The following is a 23,783-nucleotide window of genomic DNA, read 5'->3' as shown; positions in this document are numbered from 1 at the left end:
CTAACTCCTGCACTCAACCATCCGCCCTTGCTTTTATTGAGTATGATCATTCTAATATCCCGTCAGGACGAAATACTTCATCTTATTTTTCCAACAACAGCATACTCATTGTGGAAATACGCACTAACTTTTCCTTAGGCACGGATGTCCGGGTCATTACCCTTATCCCGATTAGAGCATTATGCAAGTACTCCGCTAATTCTTGCGGGCCATACTGGCTAGAGAACTCCCCATTTTCTTGCCCCCAGGTGACGAGCTCCACAAGAAGCTGCTCCACTTTTTCAAAGGCCCCAACCGCTTTGGCATCTACATCTTCATCCCGGCAGGCCATTTCCACTGCAGAATTGACAAACATGCATCCAGGTGGCTCCCCCTCTTCGGTACTGTTCATATAATCAAAGATAAAATGAAGAGCTTCCTTGGCTGTTTTGGCTTGCTTGACGCCTGCGGCCAATTTGGCATCGGTACGATTACCGAACCGTTCCATTGCTTTGAAGAACAAGGTACGTTTATCGGTGAACGTATCATAAATACTTCTGCGATGAATACCCATATGTTCAACGAGATCGCTCATCGACGTTTTCTCATACCCCTGCTCCCAAAACAGCTTCATGGCTTTATCTAAAACTTCGTTTTCCTCAAATTCCTTGCTTCTCGCCATCTCAGGTTCCCCTCCCTTCACCAATTGTAATGTGTTTATAACGTTTAAAATATTCTACAGATGTTCATTGGTTTGTTTTTCCTGTGAATTCATCCTAACATAATGAGAACGATCAGTAAAGAATTATTTTTACCGATCATTCTCATATTTATTTTTCGCTTATTCCCCCTGTCTTTTCAAGCTATTTATAGATTACATTGTTGTTTGCCCAAGCAGACATGCGTTTAATAGTGATCAACATGACACCGTACTATTCAGGTTGTTAGAGTGCCAACTGTATTAGGAAAAAGACTTTCTATAAATGGTTAGGGAGGAATTTTTACATGGGACAATATGTACAAGTGGATGACAAGGTTAAAATTTACATCGAAGATATCGGTCAAGGTGTTCCGGTTATCTTCCTGCACGGCTGGCCAGCCAACCATCTTATGTTTGAGTATCAGTATACTTTGCTGGCCTCGCATGGTTACCGCTGCATCGGAATGGATATTCGTGGCTTCGGTAAATCTGATGCGCCTTGGGAGAGTTATTCATATGATCGTATGGCAGATGACCTTCGTGCAGTTATTGATGAACTTCAGCTGGAGAACGCAGCGTTAGTTGGATTCTCTATGGGTGGAGCCATAGCATCTCGCTATATGTCACGTCATAACGGCCACGGTATTAAGAGACTTCTCTTGGTAGGAGCAGCTACTCCCGCTTTTACCCGTCGGCCTGGTATGGAGTATGGGATGGAGCCTGACGAAGTAACAGCACAGTTAATACATGCTACCTATGAGAACAGACCTGCCATGCTTAACAAATTCGGTTTGAAATTTACCAAAACAAAATCAAATCCGGGTATGCTGGTGTGGCTTGAATCGCTCTGTTACCAGGCATCACACCATGGTACAATCAAAGCTGCTGCTTCATTACGAGATGAGGATCTTCGTGAAGACCTCGCTGCAATACAAATCCCGACGGTTGTGTTCCATGGACAAAAAGACAAAATTGTAGAGCCTGAGTTGGGAGAACTAACCTCACAGAGCATTGCGGGGTCCCGCATCGTAAGATTTGAAGATAGTGGTCATGCCATGCTGTTCGATGAACCGGAGAAATTCAACGAAGAATTGTTAACCTTCCTCGATGGAATGAAAATGGAGTATGATTCGCTAAATTCAGTAGAACCGCAGCGCAGCTTGTAATCGATCGATGTCATCGAACGAGACTCATTTAGAACCCTTTAGTTGAGTACAACCAAGGGGTTCTTTCTTTTTTATTTCAGAGGAATCAATCTGCGAATCATTCAACTTCTTCGAAAAAGTGCTTGTGTTTTTCTTAAGGATCGTGAACTTTTTTAAACAACGAGGGTGAGTAGATATGAATGATTCGGTAGATAGAAACAAAGTACGTAGAAAGTTCTCTCTATTATGAATTTTTCATATATTTAAATATTATAAACAGTTATAAATTTACCCTTTTACTTTGTGGTTCAAACCTTTTGCCATTCATTTTGTTCATTAATTGAAGCAGTTGATGGTACAAAATCATTGGAAATTGGAGGATCTCTTTAATGAATAAACGGTATTATGGCATTTTCTCTGTTGTATTGGCTGTGCTCTTGCTTCAATCTGCTTGTACACCATCTGATGGAGAATCGATGAATGAAATTAACCAAACAAATCATTCAAACAGCAAAACACCAGTGAATCAAACACCTACTTCAACGAATGTCAAAACAGAATCGCAGAGACTAATTGATCCCGAAGGGCTGGATTTTAAGGAGATTGGTGCAGAGGATTTTAAAAAAGGCGTGTTCATTGATTTTGAACGGTACAAAAAAGACTTTTTTAATGATGACATCATTTCAAAGTTCAAAGGCAATCTTGAAGGTATTGTTGAAAATGATAAAGAGAAATTCAAAGTCCATCTCTATGAAGGTTCACAGAAAGAATCACTCTTCTTCGATGAAGAAAACGCTCAGTTTATGTTTAATGATCTGGACCTTCTAGAAAAGATAACCATTGATGGCCGTGATCAGATTCGGATTGGCGTTCGATACGCCAAGAAACATGAGGATGGGAGTATTGAGAATAAAGCTATAACGTATTTCTTCACAAAGAACAAAGAAGGTCATTGGCTTATCGAAAACATTGATTAGATTAGTATTTGATCAGAAGTTCATTTAACTTCAAATAAAAAACTAAAGCAGCTGCCACTGCAGCTGCTTCATGATCAGGTATGAACTTTAATCTGAGTAACTGATTTATATTCAGACGCTACCTTTTCATATTCTTCTATTCGTCAAAGCGCAAAGTGAACACAAGAGCCCATTCGGTTTTGCTTAAACTTTCCTCTGATAAGTCTCCTGCAAATACCTGGTTTGTACTTGTTGCATTCATAGCGAATATATGAACTGGATGATCTGGTGTAAACGTTAAAGTTTCGGTGTTTTGAAACAACCCTCGTCCTTTCAGCTCCGAATTCCAAGGAAGCGTAAACGTAGCTAGGCCTGACCCTGTACTGATTTTAACAATGCACACTTCTTTGTCTTCTTCTGTTCTTACCGTATCAATGGATATAATGACTTCAATTTCATTATTGTTAATCACCTGCCCTTCCGGACTGAAGAACAGGTCCCCTATAGCTCCTGCAGAATCTACCTTCGATCCATTCTCCCAGATATCCATATGCAAAGTTGCGCTCGGTTTCTCTCCCTCGTATTTTAACTTAAATGCACCGGACATGGTGCCAAGGAAAGGTCTTAATTTTGCCGTTTCTCCTTGAGCCAGATCCACCGGAGTTAATGTGATCCTGTCAGTTATCGATTGGTCCGGTTTAATAGCCTCAGCGCTATCTGCTGAACAGCCTGTTAGTACAAACAAGAAGATCATTATGTAATATCGCAATCGCAAATTTTTCACCTCCAATCCGTATGAAGATCAAAGTTAAGCTGTTCATTTCATTGTACCATACATTTTTTTCAGATTTATCCAGAATAATGAGTAATCCTTTCCACAATGTATGTACCTAGATGCGCCTATAAAAATAGTAAAAGCAGCCGATCGCACGGATCGACTGCTTTACTATATTTATGCTGTTATCTCGTCGATATCGATATCATAACCAACAAATGTACAAGAACGAACAAAGGCTGAAAATAGCTTTTGGCTGTATGAATCTACGGTATAGCTGTACTCCGGATGCCACTGCACAGCCAGTACAAATTTTTGGTTGGGCATCACCACGGATTCAACAATTCCATCCTCAGCGACTGCAGCTGCTTGTAGCTTATCCGAAAGCCTTTTGATTCCTTGATGATGGTAACTGTTTACTTTAATCGTATCTGATTGAATGATTGCATGGAGCAAATTACCTTTGTCAATATGTACATCGTGTATCAGATTCGTATAGGGTGGGCTTTGCTTATGATTAACGGTATTGCTTACTTGAAGCTGTGTAGGAATATCCTGATACAAAGATCCACCCAGTATCACGTTAAACAGCTGTAATCCCCGGCATATGCCGAAGGCAGGCTTATCGAGTTCAATTACTTTTTGAAATAGCAAGGACTCCATCATATCACGTTCCATGCATAACTCCCCGCAGGTATCCTCTACATTTTCATGATAAAGCTCCGGATTAATATCATGTCCACCTGTGAACAAGAACCCGTCAAATTCATTTGCCAAAGTTGCGATTATTTCGAGATTCGTTGTCAACGGCAGCATCACTGGAATTCCACCAGCACTCTCGATGGCGTTCATATAATCTGGAAGCATCCAGTAACTTTTTTTGTTGGAATCATACAGCGGCAGGACTCCGATCATGGGCATCTTCATGGGTTTTACCTCCTAATGGGGTCATTTTCATGTTAATCACTTTGCGAGAAAACGGAAATCTTTTCATTCATTTTATCATTTCTCCTGATATACAAACTCACCAAATCATTGCATTTTCCTACCCATTGCCTATCTTAATCCTGCATACCTTTTACAGATTTAGCTTCACTGGTAAATAATCCAATATGTTATTTATAGAATATCCCGGGTAATGATTAATCAAGATTCCGAACTTGGAGGGATAGGAATGTTCCTGGAGTTAAGCATCAAACTAGTCATTAGCTTTTTTGGCCTATGGGCCATCGCCTTTATTACCGGCAGAAAAACGCTAAGCCAACTGACACCGCTCGATTTCCTATCCTCATTGGTGCTTAGTGAAATTGTGGGAAATACACTGTACGATGATGAAATCAAGGTATCTCATCTATTATTCGCATTAGCACTTTGGACTGCACTCTCTTATCTTTTCGAGAAAGCTACAACAAGATTTGTGAAGTTCGGATATGTCGCGGAAGGACGAGTCGTGCTCTTAATTGATAATGGAGAAGTTAATCAAGGCTTGTTAAAAAAATACGACATTGAATTTAAGCAGCTGCTTTCCATGCTTCGTAAACAGAATGTATTTTCTATTCAGGAAGTGAAATACGCCATTCTGGAGACGGATGGATCTTTATCCGTGCTTCGCAAGCCCGAGTACGAACCACCTACCGCAGAAGATATGGGAATGGAGGCATCACCTGATCGTTTTGCGGTAACCGTAATTGATAAAGGAGAGCTGCTTAAGAAGTCCATGAAAGGTAAACATATCGATATGGAGATGATCAAGGCAGAAATTCAGAAGCAAGGCTATGACGATATAAAGGATATCGCCTATGCGGAATATGGTGACGACGGAGAACTATACATTATTCCGAAAAGTAAAAACGGAAAAGGTTAATTCAAACAACCTTTGCTCCTTTATAGATATAAAGACCAGGATAATGGTAATCCCATATCCCTGGTCTTTTTTTGGTACACATATATCTACGCAGCGTTTGAAGTTGTCGCTTCATCCGCATTCAACTGAATGGTACGCTGGCATATTTTTGTAATTGCAAAAGCCAGCAAAGCTAATACGACGGCTACCGGTGGCACCCATGCCACCCCGCCAAGATTAACGGCAAGTCCACCGACCCCAGAACCGAGAGCAATGCCCACATTGGCCGCCACAGGCAGCAGTGTGGATGCAAAAGCTTTGGATTCCGGTGCAATTGATCCAGATACATCAAACAGATATAACTGGGATGCTGCGCTCATTGACGACGAAAGACAGCCGATCAGGAGCAGGAACGTTAGACCAAGCCACAGATTGGACACAGCGAAACTCAGTCCGAGGAAAATAACCGCTTGGATGACGAAAAGCCACTTAAGTTTGGGTAGAAAATCACCCTTGGCTATTTTGGCACCGATCCAATTGCTCAGAATACTGCATGCCCCATAGATCAGGAGTATAGCGCTAATCCAACGTACGGGCACCCCCATAGACTCACTGAGAAGCGGTGTAATATAAGTGAAAGTAACGAAGATGCAGCTGTTACCCAGTACGGGGATTAGGCAGGCTAACCATATGCGAGGCTTCATAAATAGAACCATCTGATCACCAAACGAACCGGTAACGGTAGTTGTGCGGCGTGGAAGGATTCGGAACATGAATACAAACGGAATAACACCGATGCATGCAGTAACTACGAATGTCATGGACCAGTTCAGATGCTGCCCAATAAATGTACCGAGCGGCACACCTAGTACATTCGCGATGGAAAACCCGCCCAAAATCCAGGCAATAGCTTCCCCTCTTCGCTCCTGATGAACGGCGTCGTTTGCAATAGAGATCGAAAGCGATATCGTAAGTCCGCAAGCAACGGCCGAAACGATGCGAATAGCCATCAAGGAAGGGAAAGTTGTTGAGAAGACGGTTAATAGATTCAACACCAGCACAATAGCGAATCCAATCAAGATGGAGCTTCTTCTGGATATTTTGGCCAAGGATGCCACGGCGAATGGTGTCCCCACTGCATAAGCAATAGCGAAGCCGGACACTAGTGCACCTGCAGCAGCGAGAGATACTTTCATATAACTCTCAATTTCTTTCAACACACCCACAATGACATACTCAGTTGTTCCGAGTACAAAGCTGACGAGCGTAAGCGTTAAGATAAGTAGATTTTCTCTAGTTCGGGTCATCAATTTAATTTCACTAATCCTTTCTAATGTTGCAAGCGCTTCAATTCTTAGGACAGCTCCTACTCTATGTATTTTCTGCTTTCCCATCCCTTCAATTTCGATATATAGTACATATTGGATAGTGAAATTGTACTGTCAGACTTATCAGACGACAATCAAGGTTGTTGTGGAATTGATTCAAAACATGATGTATGTTGTCATTTTTCATCATAGAACCTCGAAGGGAAGACAGAGATGGATACACGCCACGAACAAGGCCAACGATATGAAGATCAGGATTGTATCATTATTTATGTCGGGAAGCTGGCCGGCAATCCCCAGTGGAGTTTTCCGACTCATAAGCATGACGATTTGCACGAGATTATTTATGTTAATGAAGGCAAAGGATCATTCACCATTGATGGTGCGAAGCACTTGGCCCAAAAGGGAGACCTGCTCATATACAATAGAGGAACACTTCATGAAGAAAAGTCTGACCCCGAATATCCCTTATCCACCTTTTATTGTGGCTTTCGTTTCAAAGAGGATATCCATAGCGATGCCGATTGGGTCGTACCTCCAGGTAGTGAACCAATCATTCGTGCAAACCGGTATTCGGAAGAGCTGCATTCGTTAATGCAGACCTTATTCAGTGAATACTCCATTCGTGAGGATGGATACGAGCGCATCTCCCAGCATGTGTTGAAAGCCGTACTACTGATCATCGAACGCATGTCCCGCCATCAACAGTCTTCTGAACAGATTATACGGAGCAATACCCTTGCAGAGAGTATTAAGGACTACCTGGATACCAACTACCGGCAAAACATTAAACTGAAGGAACTCGCTGAACAGTTTCATATCGATTTCTATTACCTCATTCATATGTATAAGAATCGCTACGGCACCTCCCCTTATCATTACTTGATCCAACGACGAATGGGTGAAGCAACCCGGCTGTTAGTTTCAACCAAGAAGAAAATATGGGAAATTTCCAAGCTGGTTGGGTATGATAACCCCAATTACTTCACCATTCTTTTTACCAAAACGGTCGGTGAATCCCCGCGAAGCTTTCGCAAGCGAAATCAAAAAGACATGTTCGGGGATACTACCTCCCATTCATCTTAAAAGAGATATCTCCCTGATCTAGTCAATTCTTAACACACCATCACGGCTACTAAGATAACATGCAATAAGACGCTCCTGATAAGGAGCGCCTTTGTCATTCAAACCTGAACTTATAATTAACCTAGAGCGTGAATCGACGGACCAAGTTTTGCATATTTTCAGCCGTTTTGGATAATTGCTCCGATGATGCAGCGATCTCCTCCATGGCAGCCATTTGCTCCTGGGCTGCTGCTGAAGTAGTCTGGGCACTGTCAGCAGACACTTTGGAGATACCAGCCATTTCTGCCACAGAAGCGGAGACTTGCTCCGTACTTGCTGCCAGCTGCTCTGATACTGCGGACACATCCTGGATCTGATCCACGATATGTGCCGTATATTGTTCAATGTTCGAGATGGTTGCTGAAGCTTCGCGGCTGATGCGCATCCCTTCGCCGACTTGATTTCGAACGTTATCATTCATTAGTGATGTGGATTTCTCGATCAGGTCGAACATTTTGCCGATGGTTGCGCCAATTTCCTCCGCGCTTTGTTTGGATTGCAAGGACAGCATGCGTACTTCACCTGCTACAACGGCAAAACCTTTTCCATGCTCTCCTGCTCTCGCTGCTTCAATCGAAGCATTAAGTGATAGAAGATTCGTTTGGCGAGAGATATCCGCAATCGCCTCGTTCATTCTATTCGCTTCAGCTGATAGATTAGACAGCTCGTTAATCAATGCTGTTGTTTCCTGAACAGCCTCTAAGATGTTCTCCATTTGGTCGCCAACCTGGTTGATGGTTTTCCCACCGTTCGTGACAGCACGCTCTGTCTCCTCAGCCGAATCTACAATAGCACTGGCAGACTCTGCTATGGTACTGATCCCTCTGGCCATCTCTTCCACTGCGTTCGCTGTTTGTTCAGAACTTTCTGCACCAGTGACTGCCCTTTCAGCGGTCTGCTGGATCGTTTCAGCAACATGTTGAACGGAAGCGTTCGTTTGTTCTGTGCTTTCCTGTATCATTTGTGAGGTATGGCTTAGAAGCGATGATGTCTGATTAAGTTCTGTAACGACAGATTGTAATGAAATGGTCATTTGGTCAAAATCATTCGCCAATATGCCGAACTCATCTTTATTCTTAAGATCAACCCGTTCCGTCAAATTCCCTTCCCGAACACGACGGGTTGCCGTTCTTAATTTTTGCATAGGAACCATGAAGGATCTCAAAATAAAGAATATGATAATGCCAGCCAGCAATGTAGAAATGATAATTACGGTAAGACTCGTGACCAATATTGGTTTCGCTGCTGCAATGAAATCTTCATGCCCCATCAAAGCGATGACATTCCAGCCGGTTAACGCATTAACGCCGTTGTAAACCTCCAAATCATATTCCAGGTCCGTTCGGACAAATTGAGAGAATGCCATGGGTTCATCAGCACTAGATGCTGTATTCGGATGGACAGGTATCCCGTCAATAAGTGCCCCGCCAAGTTCTCCTCCTCCACCTTCAACAATAGCACCAGCCCAAGCTGCAATGGTTCGATTGGAGTCGACTATAATCAAACTTCCATTACCCCCAACATCCACGTAGGAGATCTCTTCTGCTAATGGTGCCAGATCAAGCTTTATGCTTGCTACACCTTGTCCACTTGAGAGAGCCTGGGATATCTCCACATAAATCTCCCCGGAATCGGAGTCTTTCATAATGTTAGAAAAATAGACCGATCCATTATTATTTTGACCATTGGTATACCATTCCGTACTGCGTGGATCATATGTTGTATCTCCGATCGCTGGAGAAGCAATAAAGCTGCCCTGATCGTTACCTACAGTAATTTCTAGAATATCAGGATATGTATCTGCTAACTGGTTTAATTCTGCTTGCACTGCTTCAATGTTCACCTGACTGGCATCAACATTTAACAATCGATCTATGTAACTTAACAGTTCTGCTTTTGTCCCTACTAGATTATTAATATGCTGCCCTGCCATGGTTAATATCGTATTCATCGGATCGGTCATGCTTTTTTGAACCTGTTCTTGTGCACTGTGATAAGAGAAATATCCGATAAGTGCTGTTGGAATGATAAGAACCGTTAGGAAAGCAGCTATAAGTCGGGTACTCATCAAACGTAATACAGATGCTAGTCTCGTGAATAATGACGCTTTTTTCTTTTTCTTCTTTTCGTTCAAATGGATCTCCCTCTCTTGTTAAATTATGAACAAAACTATATATCGGTATATCTAGTAAATAATTTAATTAATGGTATATATTTATTTTTATTAATAGCTAATAATTGCTCTGTAAAGGACTTCACTTCAGTGATGTAATTCCCGTAATTGTTGATGTATTACCGTATGTAAACGCAAAAAAACCCATATATATGTACACTCAAAGAAACGTTGAGCATACATATACACAGGTATTGCCTGATCAAAATCAGTAACAAGCCTTATCTGTTTTGTATTATAGCATAGATCGAACGGCTATGTTAACCATAATTTAGGTTGTCATCGACATATACTCGGATTACAATGTCCTGATCATGGTTACCGAACCCAGCTCCGTACAACGTCAATCCCCCGACATGATCCGCTTGTTCTTCAACCGCAAACCTGAGTGTCCAGAACGGTTCACCCAGCTTCACATCCTTTAGCGTCACATCTGACATCCACTCTCCATCTATTGTTGTTCCCGAAGCATCCACTCGAATCGTCTTTAATAATCCATATTGATTCACATTGCGATGCCACCATTCGGGTGTATATTTGCCTCGTGCCGCCCTGCCGAAATCCGCTGGACTTGTCCAGGTTCCAAGCTTAATACCATTGAAGGTGAAGGTAATATCTGATGGCCAATCATCTCTTAAACCAGGTGCTTCAGAAGCGATTTCCATGGAGATTTCTATAGCATCCGCATTGGGATTGGGATATAGATAGTTAGGCGTCTTATACTCCACATAACCTCTCCCAAACCATAGGATGGAAGCTTGAACCCGTTCAGGATCCAGGAAATAGCGAGGATCGTCCCATACCCCGATTTCCTTTTCCCTTGTACCCAGACCACAAGTGGGATGAATATCAAACGCAGTATAATGACCAACTGAAATGGTCTGTTCTCTCATATTCGTCACTCTGCTGGCTGCGGGCAGCTCGATTTCGATCTTTTTTTGTTTGAGAAAACACATTTTGTGTGTTCCTCCATTACGCCGGACTCTTCGGCTTCCGATTAGTTCAGCTTGTTCCAGTTTTCGAATATGCATCGTGACAATAGACGGGCTTAGTTTGATCTGTGCGGCAATATCCTTGACACTCTTCTCCTGCTCGGCGATCAACTCCATAATCCGCCAGCGAACTTCACTGGCCAGCGCATCGTATAAAGGCATAAACCGGGACTCCCCGTTCGATTGAATCATTTTTTCACACTCTCCTGCTCACTTCTATGAAATCACATTTATATAAATTTAAAGAATATAAATTGAAATTACAAGTCCCTTCTATTGAATTAGACCGTGGGTTGGTGTTTAATTTCAGTAGCTTCCTATTATCAGAATTCTTATTTTTATGAATTTATCATCGAGGTGAAAGAACGATGCAGTTTAACAATCCCGTCATCAAAGGTTTCTATCCAGATCCAAGCGTATGCAGGGTAGACGATACGTATTATCTGATATGCAGTTCATTTCAATACTTCCCCGGAGTACCCATATTCGAAAGCAAAGATCTGATTAACTGGGAACAGATTGGTCATTGTCTAACCAAAACGAGTCAGGTTCAGCTTGCACATGTGAACAGTTCAGGAGGCGTATTTGCTCCCACCCTTCGGCACCATAACGGGCGATTCTACATGACAACCACGAATGATACGACCCGCCAGAACTTCTATGTGTGGACAGACGATATTTATGGCGAGTGGTCTGAGCCCATATTCGTGGATCAGGGCGGAATCGATCCGGACTTGTATTTCGAAGACCACAAAACGTACTTTATGAGTAACGGTTCTGACGATTTCGGTGTCTCGGGGATCGTTCAATGTGAGATTGAGATTGAAACGGGCAAAAAGCTTACGCCGAGCCGAACAATATGGCAAGGTACGGGTGGACGTTACCTGGAAAGTCCTCATATGTATAAGATCAACGGCCTTTATTATCTTTTGGCTGCTGAAGGAGGCACCGAATACGGTCACATGGAAACGTACGCACGCGGATCCTCTGTCTCCGGACCGTTCGAAGCCTATCCTCACAATCCGGTGTTAACCAACCGTAACCTTGGCGGTTATGAGCTGCAGGGTGTTGGGCATGGCGATCTGGTTCAGGATGTTGAGGGTAATTGGTGGCTCTTCCATCTGGGATTCCGGCAAATTGGACAATGGCAGACGTTTCACCATCTTGGACGCGAAGTTTTTGTAGCACCTGTAACCTTCGATGAAGACGGCTGGTTTACAGCAGGTCACCATGGAACGACTATACTAACATTTGAAACAGATCGGATATCCGAATCTGTCGTTCAGGTGGAGAAGAAGTCATTTACTTTTGACAACACGGAATGGGACAAGGACTGGTGTTATCTCAGACATCCTCATTCAGAGAATTATATGCTGCAATCCAACAAACTAACGCTGAGAGGAACAGACGTCTCTCTGGATCAACCGGGCACGCCTACCTTCATTGGTATACGGCAAAAGGACTTCAATGCCATCATTTCTTGTGATGTTCATCTTACAGACGGAGAAGCAGGCATCACCCTGTATATGGATGAGCACCACCATTATGATCTGGCTATACAAAAAGACCCTGAAGGTTATAAGGTGATCGAGCGCCTGAATATCGGAGATATCAAATCGGTTGAAAAAGAAGTTGATCTCGGAAGTCTTAACCAAGCCACATTGAAGATCCGGGCAACCAATGATCGTTATACCTTTAGCTTGGATACCCATGGCCAGGAGATTGAATTAGGCAGCGCACATACGAAATACCTATCCTCTGAGGTAGCCGGCGGGTTTACAGGTGTCGTTATCGGTTTGTATGCCTATGGCGAAGGAGCTCAGGCAGAATTCTCTCAATTCAAGTGCGACTATATATAAAAGCAGATTTACTAGTTATAAATAGAAATTTACGTTTCTAACTTTTGACTAACTGTCAGTAAAAAAGCGAGGATGTCCTCAAAGTAAACACTTTGTAGACATCCTCGCAGTCATTTTACATGAAGCTTAGTTTTAATTCAGCACTTACATCGTGCTGGTATCAATAACGAATCTGTACTTCACATCCGAAGCAAGTACGCGTTGGTAAGCTTCGTCGATTTGATCAGCCGAGATCACTTCGATCTGAGGTGTGATGTCATGTTTCGCACAGAAGTCCATCATTTCCTGAGTCTCACGAATACCACCGATCATGGAACCTGCAAATGAACGACGATGACCGATGAGAGACATGACGTTAACTGCGAGCGGCTCACCAGGTGCACCTACGTTTACGAGTGTACCATCCAGCGTAAGCAATCCGAAATAAGCGTTAATGTCGATATTGGCACTTACCGTGTTAATGATCAGATCGAAGGAACCCGCAAGTTTCTCAAACGTTTCAGCTTCACTTGTGGCGTAATAATGGTTTGCACCAAACTGCAAACCATCTTCCTTTTTGTTCAGGGACTGAGACAGCACTGTTACCTCGGCACCCATGGCATGTGCGATTTTGACAGCCATATGACCGAGCCCGCCCATACCTACAATCGCTACTTTTTTGCCTGGAGCTGCTCCCCAATGACGGAGAGGCGAGTACGTCGTGATCCCTGCGCAGAGTAACGGTGCAGCTGCATCCAGCGCAATGTTATCCGGAATCCGGACAACGAAATTTTCCGTTACAACGATGTGAGTCGAATATCCACCTTGTGTAGGTTCACCGTATTTATCAACCCCAGCATACGTTTGAATATTGCCTTTAAGGCAGTACTGTTCTTCTCCGCGGCGGCAATTTTCGCATTCCCCACAGGAGTCCACCATACATCCGACGCCTACTCGGTCACCCACTTTATATTTTGAAACTTCAGGTCCTACTTCTGTGACAATTCCAGCAATTTCATGACCAGGAACCAGCGGATAGTTCACAGGGCCCCACTCACCGTGAGCCGTATGAATGTCAGAGTGACAAATGCCGGCATATTTGATTTCAATCAGGACATCATGTGTGTCCAGATCGCGTCGTTTAATTTCAGCTGACCGGAATGATTGATCCGGTCCGTCCACAGCACGTGCTTTAGCAGTTATCATGTTTGAAACCTCCTAAGATGTTCATTTTCCAAGAGAATACACTCATTCAGGGGCAAGAATCACGATTGATGCAATGACCAATCTTTCTTCTTGTTCTCTCGGCAAGAATCATCTTAATCCCTATAGTTAACTCTAGGTCAAATATCTTTTCTACTTTTTTTATTGAAATGGATTAAGATATTTCTAAGTCCCCTTATTATCATTGCTGACTTTGACATCCTGTATATACCGTGATAAGATTCCCCACAGAAACTAGAGTTAACTCGAAGTCTATGCCGTTAGAAAGGAAGATCCGTATGACATACTCGATCAGCGAAGTTGCCAAAGAATTGAATCTCACCGTATATACATTGCGTTATTATGATAAAGAAGGGCTTATGCCTTTCGTCGAACGTACCCCGAGCGGAGTGCGCAAGTTTAAAGAATCGGACATTGATTTTCTGAAAATTATTCAGTGCCTGAAACTCACTGGTATGCCGATTAAGGATATCAAGGATTTCATTGAATGGTGTTCCGAAGGTGACTCCACGCTGCAGGAGAGATACGACATGTTCATTGAACGTAAGGCCAGTGTGCAAGCACAAATGGAAGAACTGAGAAAGACCATGGAAGTCATTGAACACAAATGCGCCTATTATAAAACTGCCATCGCTGCCGGAACGGAAGATATCCATAAAAAAAATAAAATGGGTCAATCAGTGACCAATTAAAGAAACACCAAAAAACCTAGTATCCGTTTGGGAGCTAGGTTTTTTGGTCTTTCTTACTGAAAGGTTACGGATTCAATTTGATTGTTCCAGCTAATCACGAATTGAATGGGATCACTGTTCTTTTCAGAATCCGTAACCGTTCTAGACATATTAAAAGGTGTGGTATGCTCACTCAAAGCACTACCTTGCTGCGAGATGTTTGTTCCTGAAACATCATATTTGAAATCGCTAATTTTTGTCTCATCCCCTATATAGACAATTCCGTATGAACCTGTGGATCGCTGAAGCGAAACATCCCAATGATCCGTCTTGCTGTGTTTAATATCATCAGCTCCGCAAGCAAGCAACAAAAATAACATAACAACAACACAAACCATTAACGAACCTTTGAATGCTCTAATGCAAATCCCTCCTTCCATCTAACTATTACCCAGTAAGGATAATTACAAATTATTCTATCTATCAGGCATCAATTCTTTGTATTCAGTAGGGCTGTATCCTGTATACTCCTTGAACACCTTAGAGAAATAATGCTGATCACTGAAGGATAGAAGGTCAGATAATTCCTTAAACTTCATATCAGGCTGCTGTTCCATCAGCCTGCAAGCTTCCTGAATTCTCAGCCGGGTGTAATACTGAACAAACGTGGCTTGTGTTACATTTTTGATCACCCTGCTCACATAAGATGGACTGACGTGAAACTTCAAAGCAACGTCGTTGATGGATAAATGGGAATATTTATTAAGCTTGATATACTCGTCCATCTGCTCGAATAGGAGCTCCTTGCTTTTTCGGACTTGCGACTGCAGCATATCAAAACACTGTCCTGTCCATTCCTGTAGTTCCTGGCAGAAGTCTGCATATGTCGGCGCTTCCAAGAGCTGTTTGGCCCGATGGTCAAGACCGAGCCTGATCCCCGATCCTTGTTCTTCGTACAAATGAGCGAATGTATCCACTAATAACCCAATGAAACGTTCCACCTCTCTCACATGCGCATGCTCTCCCGCCCAACGATCCAGCAGCTCGGAGAGCTTCAGAGCGAACCGATCTTTCTGATAGGCTTGTATCATTTGCACAAATGTGGATTCCAAGGCGGAATCCAGACATCCTGATTCCAGCCTGGCCGTCGAAACCGGATTTCCGGTATCGAGTGCCAATCCCTGGTTCAACCGCTGCTGTGCGGACAATATCGACGTTATTTGATGATAGACTTCAGAGAGATGTCCCGAATCAGAGGACAGCAGCTGCCCTCCAATCATCGCATCCATATGATACGTAACCAAATGCCGACGAAGTGATTCCAGACATTCATGGATGGAGGAATATGCAGCAAGCGCTCTCTTGTTTACGAGAACGATATATTGATTCGGCGTTTGACTCTGTAACACACGACAAGGCTGCGGAGCAAAAAGTACCTCCACGGCGCCAAGAATCGTCTGCTGTGTCCATTGTTCCTTCCCGGGTGTAAATGGCTGCTTGCGCAAAATGATCATCATCTGAGAAAACAGCGATAAATCCTCTCCCATTTGAACTTCAGCATAACACTGAGGCTCGACAAGCTCTTGCAAGACATTCAAATTTCTGGATTTCTGCTGATCAAGCTGGTCAATCACCCGTCTCATGACCTCTTCTAACGCTTCTTGCTCCACCGGTTTCAGCAAATAGTCGAACACCTGCAGGTTGAGCGCTTTTCGAGTATATTCAAAGTCGCTATAGCCACTAATCAGAATCACTTTCAAGTCCGGATTCGCTTTCTTCGCCTGCTCAATCAACGATAACCCATCCATCTTCGGCATCCGAATATCGGTTAGCAGCAGATCAATGGGCTCAAGCTGAATTGCAGCCAGGGCATTCTCTCCATTCGTTGCCGTAGCCACCACATGAACAGGCAGGGTAAGCGCATCCAAAAGCATTTTTATATTACGCAATATTGGTTTGCTATCCTCTACAATCATGATGTTATACATCACATGTCTCCCCTTTGCCTAGTAAAAATCCTTTGTCAGCGAGCCGATGATTTGAATGGTGGCTCCGTTTTCGCCATGTGCGCGATTGTTGAAAATATTGAAAAAAAGCCGATTGCTATACATCAGTTTAAGCCGGTTGATACTATTGATCATCCCCATATTACCAAGGGATACTGGATGGTTGAGAAGATGGTTCTCTCCAGCAGCAGATTCCTGAACCTTTGCGAGGATCTCCTGCATTTTCTCAAGTGGGAAGCCCTCTCCGTTATCCTTAATCTCCAGAGCCCATAGTCCGTTATATTGTTTCACCGTAATTTGAATGCGCCAAGGCGGGGCCGTATTGGAAAAGGCATGTTCAATGCAATTCTCTACAAAAGGTTGAATGACCAGCCTCGGAAGACGTATTTCGCTCGCTAAGGCGTCGGCATGAATCTCCCACTCCAGATCTTCTTCATACTTCTGCTGTACAAGTGACAAGTAGTGTCTCGTATGCTCCAGCTCATCTGCCAAAGTCACATGTGCATAAGGAGAAGACACAATATAGCGCAGACTGTCCGAGAGATGTTTGCACATATCCGATACAACCTTGGTCTTTCCCTCCTGTGCTGCGATGCTGATGAGATACAGAACGTTGTGTATAAAATGAGGAGCAATCTGAGCTTGCAAAGCCGAATTGCGCGCCATAACTTCTTCATGTAATGCTGCCTTTTCCCGGTCTATCGATTGCTGCAACCGTTCCATCAAATCCTGAAAGGCTTCATTAAGCAGCAGCAAGTCATTGTTCTTCGGTCTCTCGTCGACCTTCAGATTCATGTTGCTGTAATTGATACGCCAGATCTGACTGCGAAGCTTGCGGATCGGAAGCAGCAAATTGCGTGTGGTCAAGAGGATGTATACAAAAGACACCAGCATCAAGGCTGTAATCAGTAGAATCGACATACTCTGTACCGAATGGATCGAGCCCAGTACTGACTGTTTCGGTGTAACGATATAGGTAATCCATCCCGTGCTGGGGGAGGTCGAATGCGTGACGTAGTTGTTCTGTTTGTCCACGTCCAATCCTTCGTCGGATATCGGCTTGGTCCATTTCGACAACGTGGTTCCCGATTCCGATCCGGTCATTTGCTTACCTTGCTGGTTCAGAATATACACCTCGCCTGCAGCAATTCCGTCAGTGAGTTTTTGGATATAAGCCTGATCCATTTGAATACTCAGGTAACCGTACACCTTCCCGTTCTGATCATTGATTGTGCGGACGAAGGAGATCGTATCCTCTTGGCGCACCAGAATGAATCCGTTCCCTTCCCACTCTCGTCCCTCGCCGCTGTTAGCCACCATGCTGCTGAGCATGGCGGGAAGATCTCCACTTCCCAGGTACGAGGTGAGCAGTACCCCTTCCTTGTCATAGATCGTCATGTCCTTCATATTCATGCTGGGTCCGATGGCCTGAAACATGATGTCTTTCAGCTTCCGGATCTGATTCAGCCTCTCGTAATTACTGTGAGCCGCGGAACTCTTCTCCATCGTTGCAAAGATATCCTTGCTGGCCAAAATTCGCTGGGACAACTGGTTCTGCTGCTCGACATAGAGATCAACCTGCTCTCTGACTTTAGTCGCTGTCACCAGCATATCCTGCTCTGTTTTTTGTTTGAGCGGGCGGATAACGATAACGTTTACATAAACGATAAAACAGCCCAGCACGAACATTAGCAGGGCCAGAAATGTCAAGAATACCTTCGTTTGCAAACTGAATTGTGTTGCCCGATGTATCAGCTTTATCATCCTTCTACATGCCCTCCTGTTCCCCCATCATGATGCGTCTCTCAATCATTTATGTCCTACTGTATCATGTGAACGTTTGAAATGATAGCGATTTCAAGTTCAGAATATTACACATGAACGTTCAAGCACAGACATGTACCAGGAACAGATAAAAATTTATAATCAAATTTGTAAACGGATTCATTAAACGTTTTAGAGGGGGATTTGCATTGAAGAATCATAAAAGAAAAAAAGCAGCATCCATCGTTTTGGCCAGTTTATTATCCATATCATTAACCGCATGCGGATCTGGAGGAAGTGATTCCGGAACAGCTGCTGGAGGAGACAGCAAAGGTTCCAAGGTCACATTGGAACTCGCCATTTCCAAAAGTTCGCAGGACTCTGCCTTTATTCAACAGGACATTCTGGATGAGTTTGAAAAACAGACAAACGTACGTGTGAATCTGCAGCTTATTCCAGCAGAACAGACCACGACTGTACTGCAAACCAAGCTGGCGGTTGATGAAACGCCCGATATCATTCAATACAACCTGGCGAGTGCTGTGACGGACCTGAACCTGGAACGTAATTTTGAAATTCTGGATAACGAGCCTTGGGCGAGCAGAATTGTGAACAAGGACGTCCTTTCTGCCGGCGGTCATCTCTACAGTTTCCATGTCAGCCAGGATACAGGCATGCAAGGGGTCGTATACAACAAACAGATCTTTGAAGACCTTGGTTTGTCCATTCCGACAAACTATGAAGAGTTTTTGGCTATATGCGAAAAGATTAAGGCGAGCGGCATCACTCCCGTATTTATGCCTTACAAAGATGCCTGGGCAGCCAACATCTGGCCAGCAGCAGCTTTTGCCGACTTCGCAGCCAAGAATGACCCTACGTTCTTTGATGACCTGAACAGCAATAAGAAAAAATGGTCCGATATTCCGGAGTTCAAAACCTTCCTGGAGCAGCAGTACGAAGTGTACACCAAAGGTTACACCAACACAGACGTGCTTAGCGACAGCTACGATATGGCCGTGGGTAAATTCCTGAACAAGGAAGTCGCCATGATGTTTATGGGTGACTGGCTGATTGAAGGTGTGGCCGAGCAGGACCCGAGCATGGAACTCGGCGTATTCCCTATTCCATCTACACAGGATGCGAGTCTGGGTGCGAGTCCACTCGGCGGTCAGCTGTTCATTCCGAAGAAATCCAAACATCTGGAAGAAGCCAAACAGTTCCTCGACTTTATTGCTTCGAAGGAAGTTGCTCAGAAGATCGTTGATTCAAAAGGTTATGTATCCAATTTCAGTGACGTAACAACACCTGAGCTGCCTGCCTATAAACAGGATATCGTAGACAATTACATTACGCCTAAGAAAACGGTACTAACGACTGATGCTTATATGCTCGTTGACCGCAGTGAACTGTACAGATTGCTGCAGGATCAATTTGCAGGCGGATTATCACCGGAAGAAGTACTGAAGGCTTGGGACGAGAAGTTCAGCCAGCTGATGCAGGACAAAGGTGTGGCCGGTTTCTAAGAAGATAAAAAAACCGGGCAGCATAGATTCTTGTTATCTATGCTGCCCGAGCTATAACGGAGTGTGAGACATGAAAAGGGCTAAAAATCTGTATTCGTACTACATGATCTATCCGGCATTGCTGATCTACTCCATCTTTTTCGTCATCCCAGCCATCGCAGGATTCTACTACTCATTTACGGATTGGCGGCTGGATCGACTGGAACTTCAGTTCATCGGCTGGGACAACTTCAAGAAGATTTTCTCTGACAAAACGCTGATCCTGGCACTGCAAAATACGGCGATCTTCGCAATCGTCACTGTCGTTGGCAAAAATGTCATCGGTCTATTGCTGGCCGTAGGACTTAACATGAGACTACGAACCAAAAATCTGCTGCGTGCCATTTTCTACTCCCCTTCCATTCTGAGCATTCTCGTCATCAGTATTTTGTTTACACCGATGCTGCGAACCGAAGGCACGATTAACAAATTGCTCGAAGCTGTAGGCTTGCACTCATTAAGCCAGGCTTGGCTGACCAATCCATCCATCGTCATCTGGACCATCGCCATCGTCTCCATATGGCAAAGCGCCGGATTTCAAATGGCCATCTATCTGGCCGGGCTGCAATCCATTTCTCAGGAATATTACGAAGCGGCAACCATTGACGGGGCTAGCTCATGGAAAAGCTTCTTTAAAATCACGCTGCCACTGCTGCTGCCAGCCATTAATATCAACCTGATGCTGACCCTAATCGGTGGACTCAAAGTATTTTCCGAAGTCTACGTCATGACCGGCGGGGGTCCGGGTAATGCTTCTCAGGTTGTGGGTACCATTATTCTGCGTTCCTTCGGTGAAGGCAACTGGGGACTCGGTACCGCAGTCAATACACTGCTGTTCGTCGTTGTCACCATTATCGCCATTCCGCTGCTGATTTTTATGCGTCGTAAGGAGGTTACCGAATAACATGGGCTATACTCGCAAACTTGCCATCCGCAATTACATTGTGGAAGGATTTCTAATTCTGGCCTCCCTGATTGTTCTTCTGCCGCTCGTGATTCTGATCTTCGGTTCATTCAAAACAAGCGCCGAGGTACTCAGCTTTTCGCTTAGTTTACCTGATACATGGCAGTTCTCGAACTACGTGCGGGTCTTCGAAGAAGGCGGTCTATCCAGGGCTTTTCTCAACAGTATCTGGATTACTGGCGTATCCTCGGTCATCAATATCGTGGCATCTTCGGCAGCATCATTCATTCTAGCTCGCAGAGAAACGAAAGTCTCCGGAGCGATCTATATGTATTTCTTCATGGGACTCATTGCTCCAATGTCAATCATTACAACGATTCGGGTTGTACAGGGCTTGGGCTTCTACGGAAGCATAACAAGCGTTATCCTGATCTATGCCGCTTTGAATACGGCGTTCAGTGTATTCTTGTACAGTGGTTTTATCAAAACCATTCCAAGAGCGCTCGACGAAGTTGCGTTTCTGGAAGGTGCAAGCGTGTTCGGCGTATTCTTTCGGATCGTCACGCCGCTCATTCTGCCGGTTAACGCGACAGTGGCCATCATGGTGTTCATGTCGGTATGGAATGATATTACGATTCCGGTTTACTTCCTGACAGACAGCTCCACGTGGACGATGCCGCTTTCAATTTACAATTTTTACGGCAAGTACAGCCGGGACTGGAATTTGATTTTTGCCAATCTTGTACTGACTTCGCTGCCTGTATTCATCCTGTACTTATTCGGTCAGAAATACATCGTAAGCGGCCTCACGGCTGGAGCCGTCAAAGGCTAAGCAGCTCTACAACCGAAGCTCATGATGTTTAATTAAACCCTAAGAAACCCACCTAACAAGGTGGGTTTTTGTCTTTTTAACTTTTGTCTTCAACTTAATGGGGAGCTACTATCCTGCACTAAGCTTCGCTTTTCTTTTTTACCCGCTTGGGCCGTGTCAATTCGTAACTGTGCTTAATCATTCCTTGCACATCTTCCACAGGCAGATTACCTTCCACGTTAACGGTGTTCCAGTGTTCCTTGTTCATATGGTAACCGGGAATAACCTCCGGGAATGCGTTTCGCAGGAAATCCGAACGTTCCGGATCACACTTCAGATTCACACTGACATGTCCGTTATAGTTGTGCAATATGAGTGCAAATAATTTTTGGTTTCCTTGGTGGCGTATCGCCGTCCAGCCTTCTCCAAATGGATGATCTTCATATGAACTGGGATACGACAAGCAGTATTCCGTTAATTCTTCCAATGTCATGATCTATTTCCTCCGTTTTCGTTCTCTGAGTTTAATCCATCCTCGCTGTAATGAACCAGGCCGTGTCGAACGACGCTCGTAGAGAGATCCTTCCCATCCCATTTTGGATGAACCGCTGGTTATATGCAAGGTTACTTCATCGTGAATGACAAAAAAGAACCGGCACTTCATGCCGATTCCCGTGCATTACTTAATATGAAGCTACTGCTGTACTATACCTCTTGTGCAACTTGCGGTAATTTATCCGGAGCTTTGTGGTTCATGATTGGAATCATGGCCAATGCGCCAATAAGAAACAAAAACCCTGCTCCGCTATAGATCGTGCTCAGTGAAAAGGCATCTTTTAACGGACCTGCGAAGGACATGGAAATGACCATCATGCCTACGAACATCGGATTCAAAACGCCATTTACGCGGCCAACTATCGAAGCCTCCGACCATTTCAGAATCATGGTGCTGATTCCTATATGAATGCAAGGGAACACCAATCCATTCAGAAATTGAACGGTCAGCGTGACGGGAACACTTGTTGAATAACCTACGATGGCTGTACATACCGCACCGGCTACCATTCCAATCGCCAGCAGAATTTGTGGTGGAACCTTCTTCGCAAATGTGGCTACTATTCCCCCACCAATTAGCATGGCTGCACCATTCACCATCAGAAGATATTGCAGGAATTCCTTTCTCCTGCCAAGCTGCTCGGTAACAATGAACAGGTTGAGCGCTTGAGCTACGCCAACGGAGAGACCCGCAAGTATAAACGCCAGCCCGAGCATTCGGAGCACCTGACTTTGCCAAACGTAACGAAACCCTTCGACGAATTCTTTTCGGAACTGCCCTTTAGCCCCAGCCGTTTGTGTCTGCATCTGATCCTCGGGCAGGCGAACGAGAACGAGTGCGGATAGCAGGAAAACGATGCCCATAACAGCGATGGATATTTCCAGGCCAAACGTGCTGTATACGAAGGTGCCAAGCATCGGGCCAAGCACCATAAAAATGGCCATCAGGGATTGGAACAGAGCCATGCCCTGCTGCAGCTGTTCTTCTGCAACATGATACTTAAACAACCGCATGCTTGAAGGCTGGGAGAACTGCGACAGAATTGCCGAAATAAATGCAACAAGGTAGACCGAATGCCATGAGCCGTAATGTATGGTCAGGAGAACTGCAAATACGGATACGGCAGATAATACATCACACCAAATCATCGTTCGTTTGGGCCGCCAGCGATCAGCAAAGGTACCTCCGATGAACGAAAACACAAAAATCGGGGCAAACTCGGCCACACTAATGAGTGAAATGGCGTATGGATCATTATTCGTTGTCTCTGCCACATACAGTAGAATTGCAAAATTCCGAACCCAGATGCCGATCTGTAGGAGAACGCTGGATAACAAGATTGTCTGAAGAAACCGATTGCGAAACAGGCTTGGTGCATTCGTGCCTTGGACTTGCCTATTCAATCCCCTCAACCTCCATTTGTCTTAAAGA

21 protein-coding genes are annotated in these 23,783 nt (G+C 44.2%); 9 read left to right on the top strand and 12 right to left on the bottom strand.

Annotation, left to right across the window (positions count from 1 at the left end):
• Positions 1 to 82: 82 nt before the first annotated feature.
• Positions 83 to 661 carry a TetR/AcrR family transcriptional regulator gene (locus GUA98_RS05490; RefSeq protein ID WP_193722302.1) on the bottom strand — a complete coding sequence of 193 codons (579 nt, stop codon included), beginning with the start codon at positions 659 to 661 and terminating at the stop codon, positions 83 to 85.
• Between the two features lie 323 nt (positions 662 to 984).
• Here GUA98_RS05490 and GUA98_RS05485 point away from each other — a divergent pair, with 323 nt between their 5' ends.
• Positions 985 to 1,845: an alpha/beta fold hydrolase gene (locus GUA98_RS05485; RefSeq protein ID WP_193722301.1), complete on the top strand. Its 861-nt coding sequence runs from the start codon at positions 985 to 987 to the stop codon at positions 1,843 to 1,845.
• 368 nt (positions 1,846 to 2,213) lie between these two features.
• The gene (locus GUA98_RS05480) at positions 2,214 to 2,801 is read left to right on the top strand and encodes a hypothetical protein (RefSeq protein ID WP_193722300.1); all 588 of its coding nucleotides are present in this window, start codon (positions 2,214 to 2,216) and stop codon (positions 2,799 to 2,801) included.
• A 136-nt stretch (positions 2,802 to 2,937) separates the two neighbouring features.
• Here GUA98_RS05480 and GUA98_RS05475 read toward each other — a convergent pair whose 3' ends face one another.
• Positions 2,938 to 3,555: a hypothetical protein gene (locus GUA98_RS05475; RefSeq protein WP_193722299.1), complete on the bottom strand. Its 618-nt coding sequence runs from the start codon at positions 3,553 to 3,555 to the stop codon at positions 2,938 to 2,940.
• Positions 3,556 to 3,732: 177 nt separating this feature from the next.
• Positions 3,733 to 4,482 (bottom strand): gamma-glutamyl-gamma-aminobutyrate hydrolase family protein, encoded by a 750-nt coding sequence (locus GUA98_RS05470; RefSeq protein WP_193722298.1) that lies wholly within the window; start codon positions 4,480 to 4,482, stop codon positions 3,733 to 3,735.
• Between the two features lie 247 nt (positions 4,483 to 4,729).
• Here GUA98_RS05470 and GUA98_RS05465 point away from each other — a divergent pair, with 247 nt between their 5' ends.
• Positions 4,730 to 5,419, top strand: a complete 690-nt coding sequence (locus tag GUA98_RS05465) for a DUF421 domain-containing protein (protein ID WP_227779434.1) — start codon at positions 4,730 to 4,732, stop codon at positions 5,417 to 5,419.
• 86 nt (positions 5,420 to 5,505) lie between these two features.
• Here the strand turns inward: GUA98_RS05465 and GUA98_RS05460 are convergent, their stop codons facing one another.
• Complete coding sequence (locus GUA98_RS05460) at positions 5,506 to 6,705, bottom strand: MFS transporter (RefSeq protein WP_162009935.1); 1,200 nt, start codon at positions 6,703 to 6,705, stop codon at positions 5,506 to 5,508.
• A 234-nt stretch (positions 6,706 to 6,939) separates the two neighbouring features.
• Here GUA98_RS05460 and GUA98_RS05455 point away from each other — a divergent pair, with 234 nt between their 5' ends.
• Entirely contained in the window at positions 6,940 to 7,812 is an 873-nt protein-coding gene (locus tag GUA98_RS05455) for an AraC family transcriptional regulator (protein ID WP_153978452.1), read from the top strand.
• A gap of 121 nt (positions 7,813 to 7,933) precedes the next feature.
• Here the strand turns inward: GUA98_RS05455 and GUA98_RS05450 are convergent, their stop codons facing one another.
• Both GUA98_RS05450 and GUA98_RS05445 read right to left on the bottom strand, forming a co-directional pair.
• Positions 7,934 to 9,985: a methyl-accepting chemotaxis protein gene (locus GUA98_RS05450; protein WP_227779433.1), complete on the bottom strand. Its 2,052-nt coding sequence runs from the start codon at positions 9,983 to 9,985 to the stop codon at positions 7,934 to 7,936.
• Between the two features lie 299 nt (positions 9,986 to 10,284).
• Complete coding sequence (locus tag GUA98_RS05445; RefSeq protein ID WP_193722297.1) at positions 10,285 to 11,208, bottom strand: ArsR/SmtB family transcription factor; 924 nt, start codon at positions 11,206 to 11,208, stop codon at positions 10,285 to 10,287.
• A 176-nt stretch (positions 11,209 to 11,384) separates the two neighbouring features.
• Between GUA98_RS05445 and GUA98_RS05440 the strand changes: the two genes are divergently transcribed.
• Positions 11,385 to 12,875: a glycoside hydrolase family 43 protein gene (locus GUA98_RS05440; RefSeq protein WP_193722296.1), complete on the top strand. Its 1,491-nt coding sequence runs from the start codon at positions 11,385 to 11,387 to the stop codon at positions 12,873 to 12,875.
• Positions 12,876 to 13,019: 144 nt separating this feature from the next.
• Here GUA98_RS05440 and GUA98_RS05435 read toward each other — a convergent pair whose 3' ends face one another.
• Positions 13,020 to 14,060 (bottom strand): NAD(P)-dependent alcohol dehydrogenase, encoded by a 1,041-nt coding sequence (locus GUA98_RS05435; RefSeq protein ID WP_153978449.1) that lies wholly within the window; start codon positions 14,058 to 14,060, stop codon positions 13,020 to 13,022.
• Positions 14,061 to 14,356: 296 nt separating this feature from the next.
• On the opposite strand from GUA98_RS05435, the gene GUA98_RS05430 reads away from it, so the two are divergent.
• Entirely contained in the window at positions 14,357 to 14,770 is a 414-nt protein-coding gene (locus GUA98_RS05430; RefSeq protein WP_193722295.1) for a MerR family transcriptional regulator, read from the top strand.
• 53 nt (positions 14,771 to 14,823) lie between these two features.
• Here the strand turns inward: GUA98_RS05430 and GUA98_RS05425 are convergent, their stop codons facing one another.
• The 3 genes from GUA98_RS05425 to GUA98_RS05415 are packed head-to-tail and all read right to left on the bottom strand — an operon-like array spanning position 14,824 to position 18,519.
• Positions 14,824 to 15,189: a hypothetical protein gene (locus GUA98_RS05425; protein ID WP_193722294.1), complete on the bottom strand. Its 366-nt coding sequence runs from the start codon at positions 15,187 to 15,189 to the stop codon at positions 14,824 to 14,826.
• A gap of 36 nt (positions 15,190 to 15,225) precedes the next feature.
• Positions 15,226 to 16,737, bottom strand: coding sequence for a response regulator (locus tag GUA98_RS05420; protein WP_193722293.1), 1,512 nt, complete (start codon positions 16,735 to 16,737; stop codon positions 15,226 to 15,228).
• Between the two features lie 18 nt (positions 16,738 to 16,755).
• On the bottom strand, positions 16,756 to 18,519 hold the full coding sequence (locus GUA98_RS05415) for a sensor histidine kinase (RefSeq protein ID WP_193722292.1): 1,764 nt from the start codon (positions 18,517 to 18,519) through the stop codon (positions 16,756 to 16,758).
• Positions 18,520 to 18,728: 209 nt separating this feature from the next.
• On the opposite strand from GUA98_RS05415, the gene GUA98_RS05410 reads away from it, so the two are divergent.
• The 3 genes from GUA98_RS05410 to GUA98_RS05400 all read left to right on the top strand — a co-directional run bounded on the left by GUA98_RS05410 (position 18,729) and on the right by GUA98_RS05400 (position 21,817).
• On the top strand, positions 18,729 to 20,042 hold the full coding sequence (locus GUA98_RS05410; RefSeq protein WP_153978444.1) for an ABC transporter substrate-binding protein: 1,314 nt from the start codon (positions 18,729 to 18,731) through the stop codon (positions 20,040 to 20,042).
• A 70-nt stretch (positions 20,043 to 20,112) separates the two neighbouring features.
• A complete protein-coding gene (locus GUA98_RS05405; protein ID WP_153978443.1) occupies positions 20,113 to 20,985 on the top strand; it encodes a carbohydrate ABC transporter permease in 873 nt (290 codons plus the stop codon).
• 1 nt (position 20,986) lies between these two features.
• Positions 20,987 to 21,817, top strand: coding sequence for a carbohydrate ABC transporter permease (locus tag GUA98_RS05400; RefSeq protein ID WP_095287216.1), 831 nt, complete (start codon positions 20,987 to 20,989; stop codon positions 21,815 to 21,817).
• Positions 21,818 to 21,935: 118 nt separating this feature from the next.
• Here GUA98_RS05400 and GUA98_RS05395 read toward each other — a convergent pair whose 3' ends face one another.
• Positions 21,936 to 22,289, bottom strand: a complete 354-nt coding sequence (locus tag GUA98_RS05395; RefSeq protein ID WP_183521449.1) for an MmcQ/YjbR family DNA-binding protein — start codon at positions 22,287 to 22,289, stop codon at positions 21,936 to 21,938.
• A 212-nt stretch (positions 22,290 to 22,501) separates the two neighbouring features.
• On the bottom strand, positions 22,502 to 23,755 hold the full coding sequence (locus tag GUA98_RS05390; protein WP_153978441.1) for an MFS transporter: 1,254 nt from the start codon (positions 23,753 to 23,755) through the stop codon (positions 22,502 to 22,504).
• Between the last annotated feature and the right edge of the window lie 28 nt (positions 23,756 to 23,783).

This window comes from Paenibacillus sp. P13VS (genome assembly GCF_015143645.1).
Classification (GTDB): Bacteria; Bacillota; Bacilli; order Paenibacillales; family Paenibacillaceae; genus Paenibacillus; species Paenibacillus xylanilyticus_A.
This window is presented reverse-complemented; position numbering and strand designations above follow the sequence as displayed.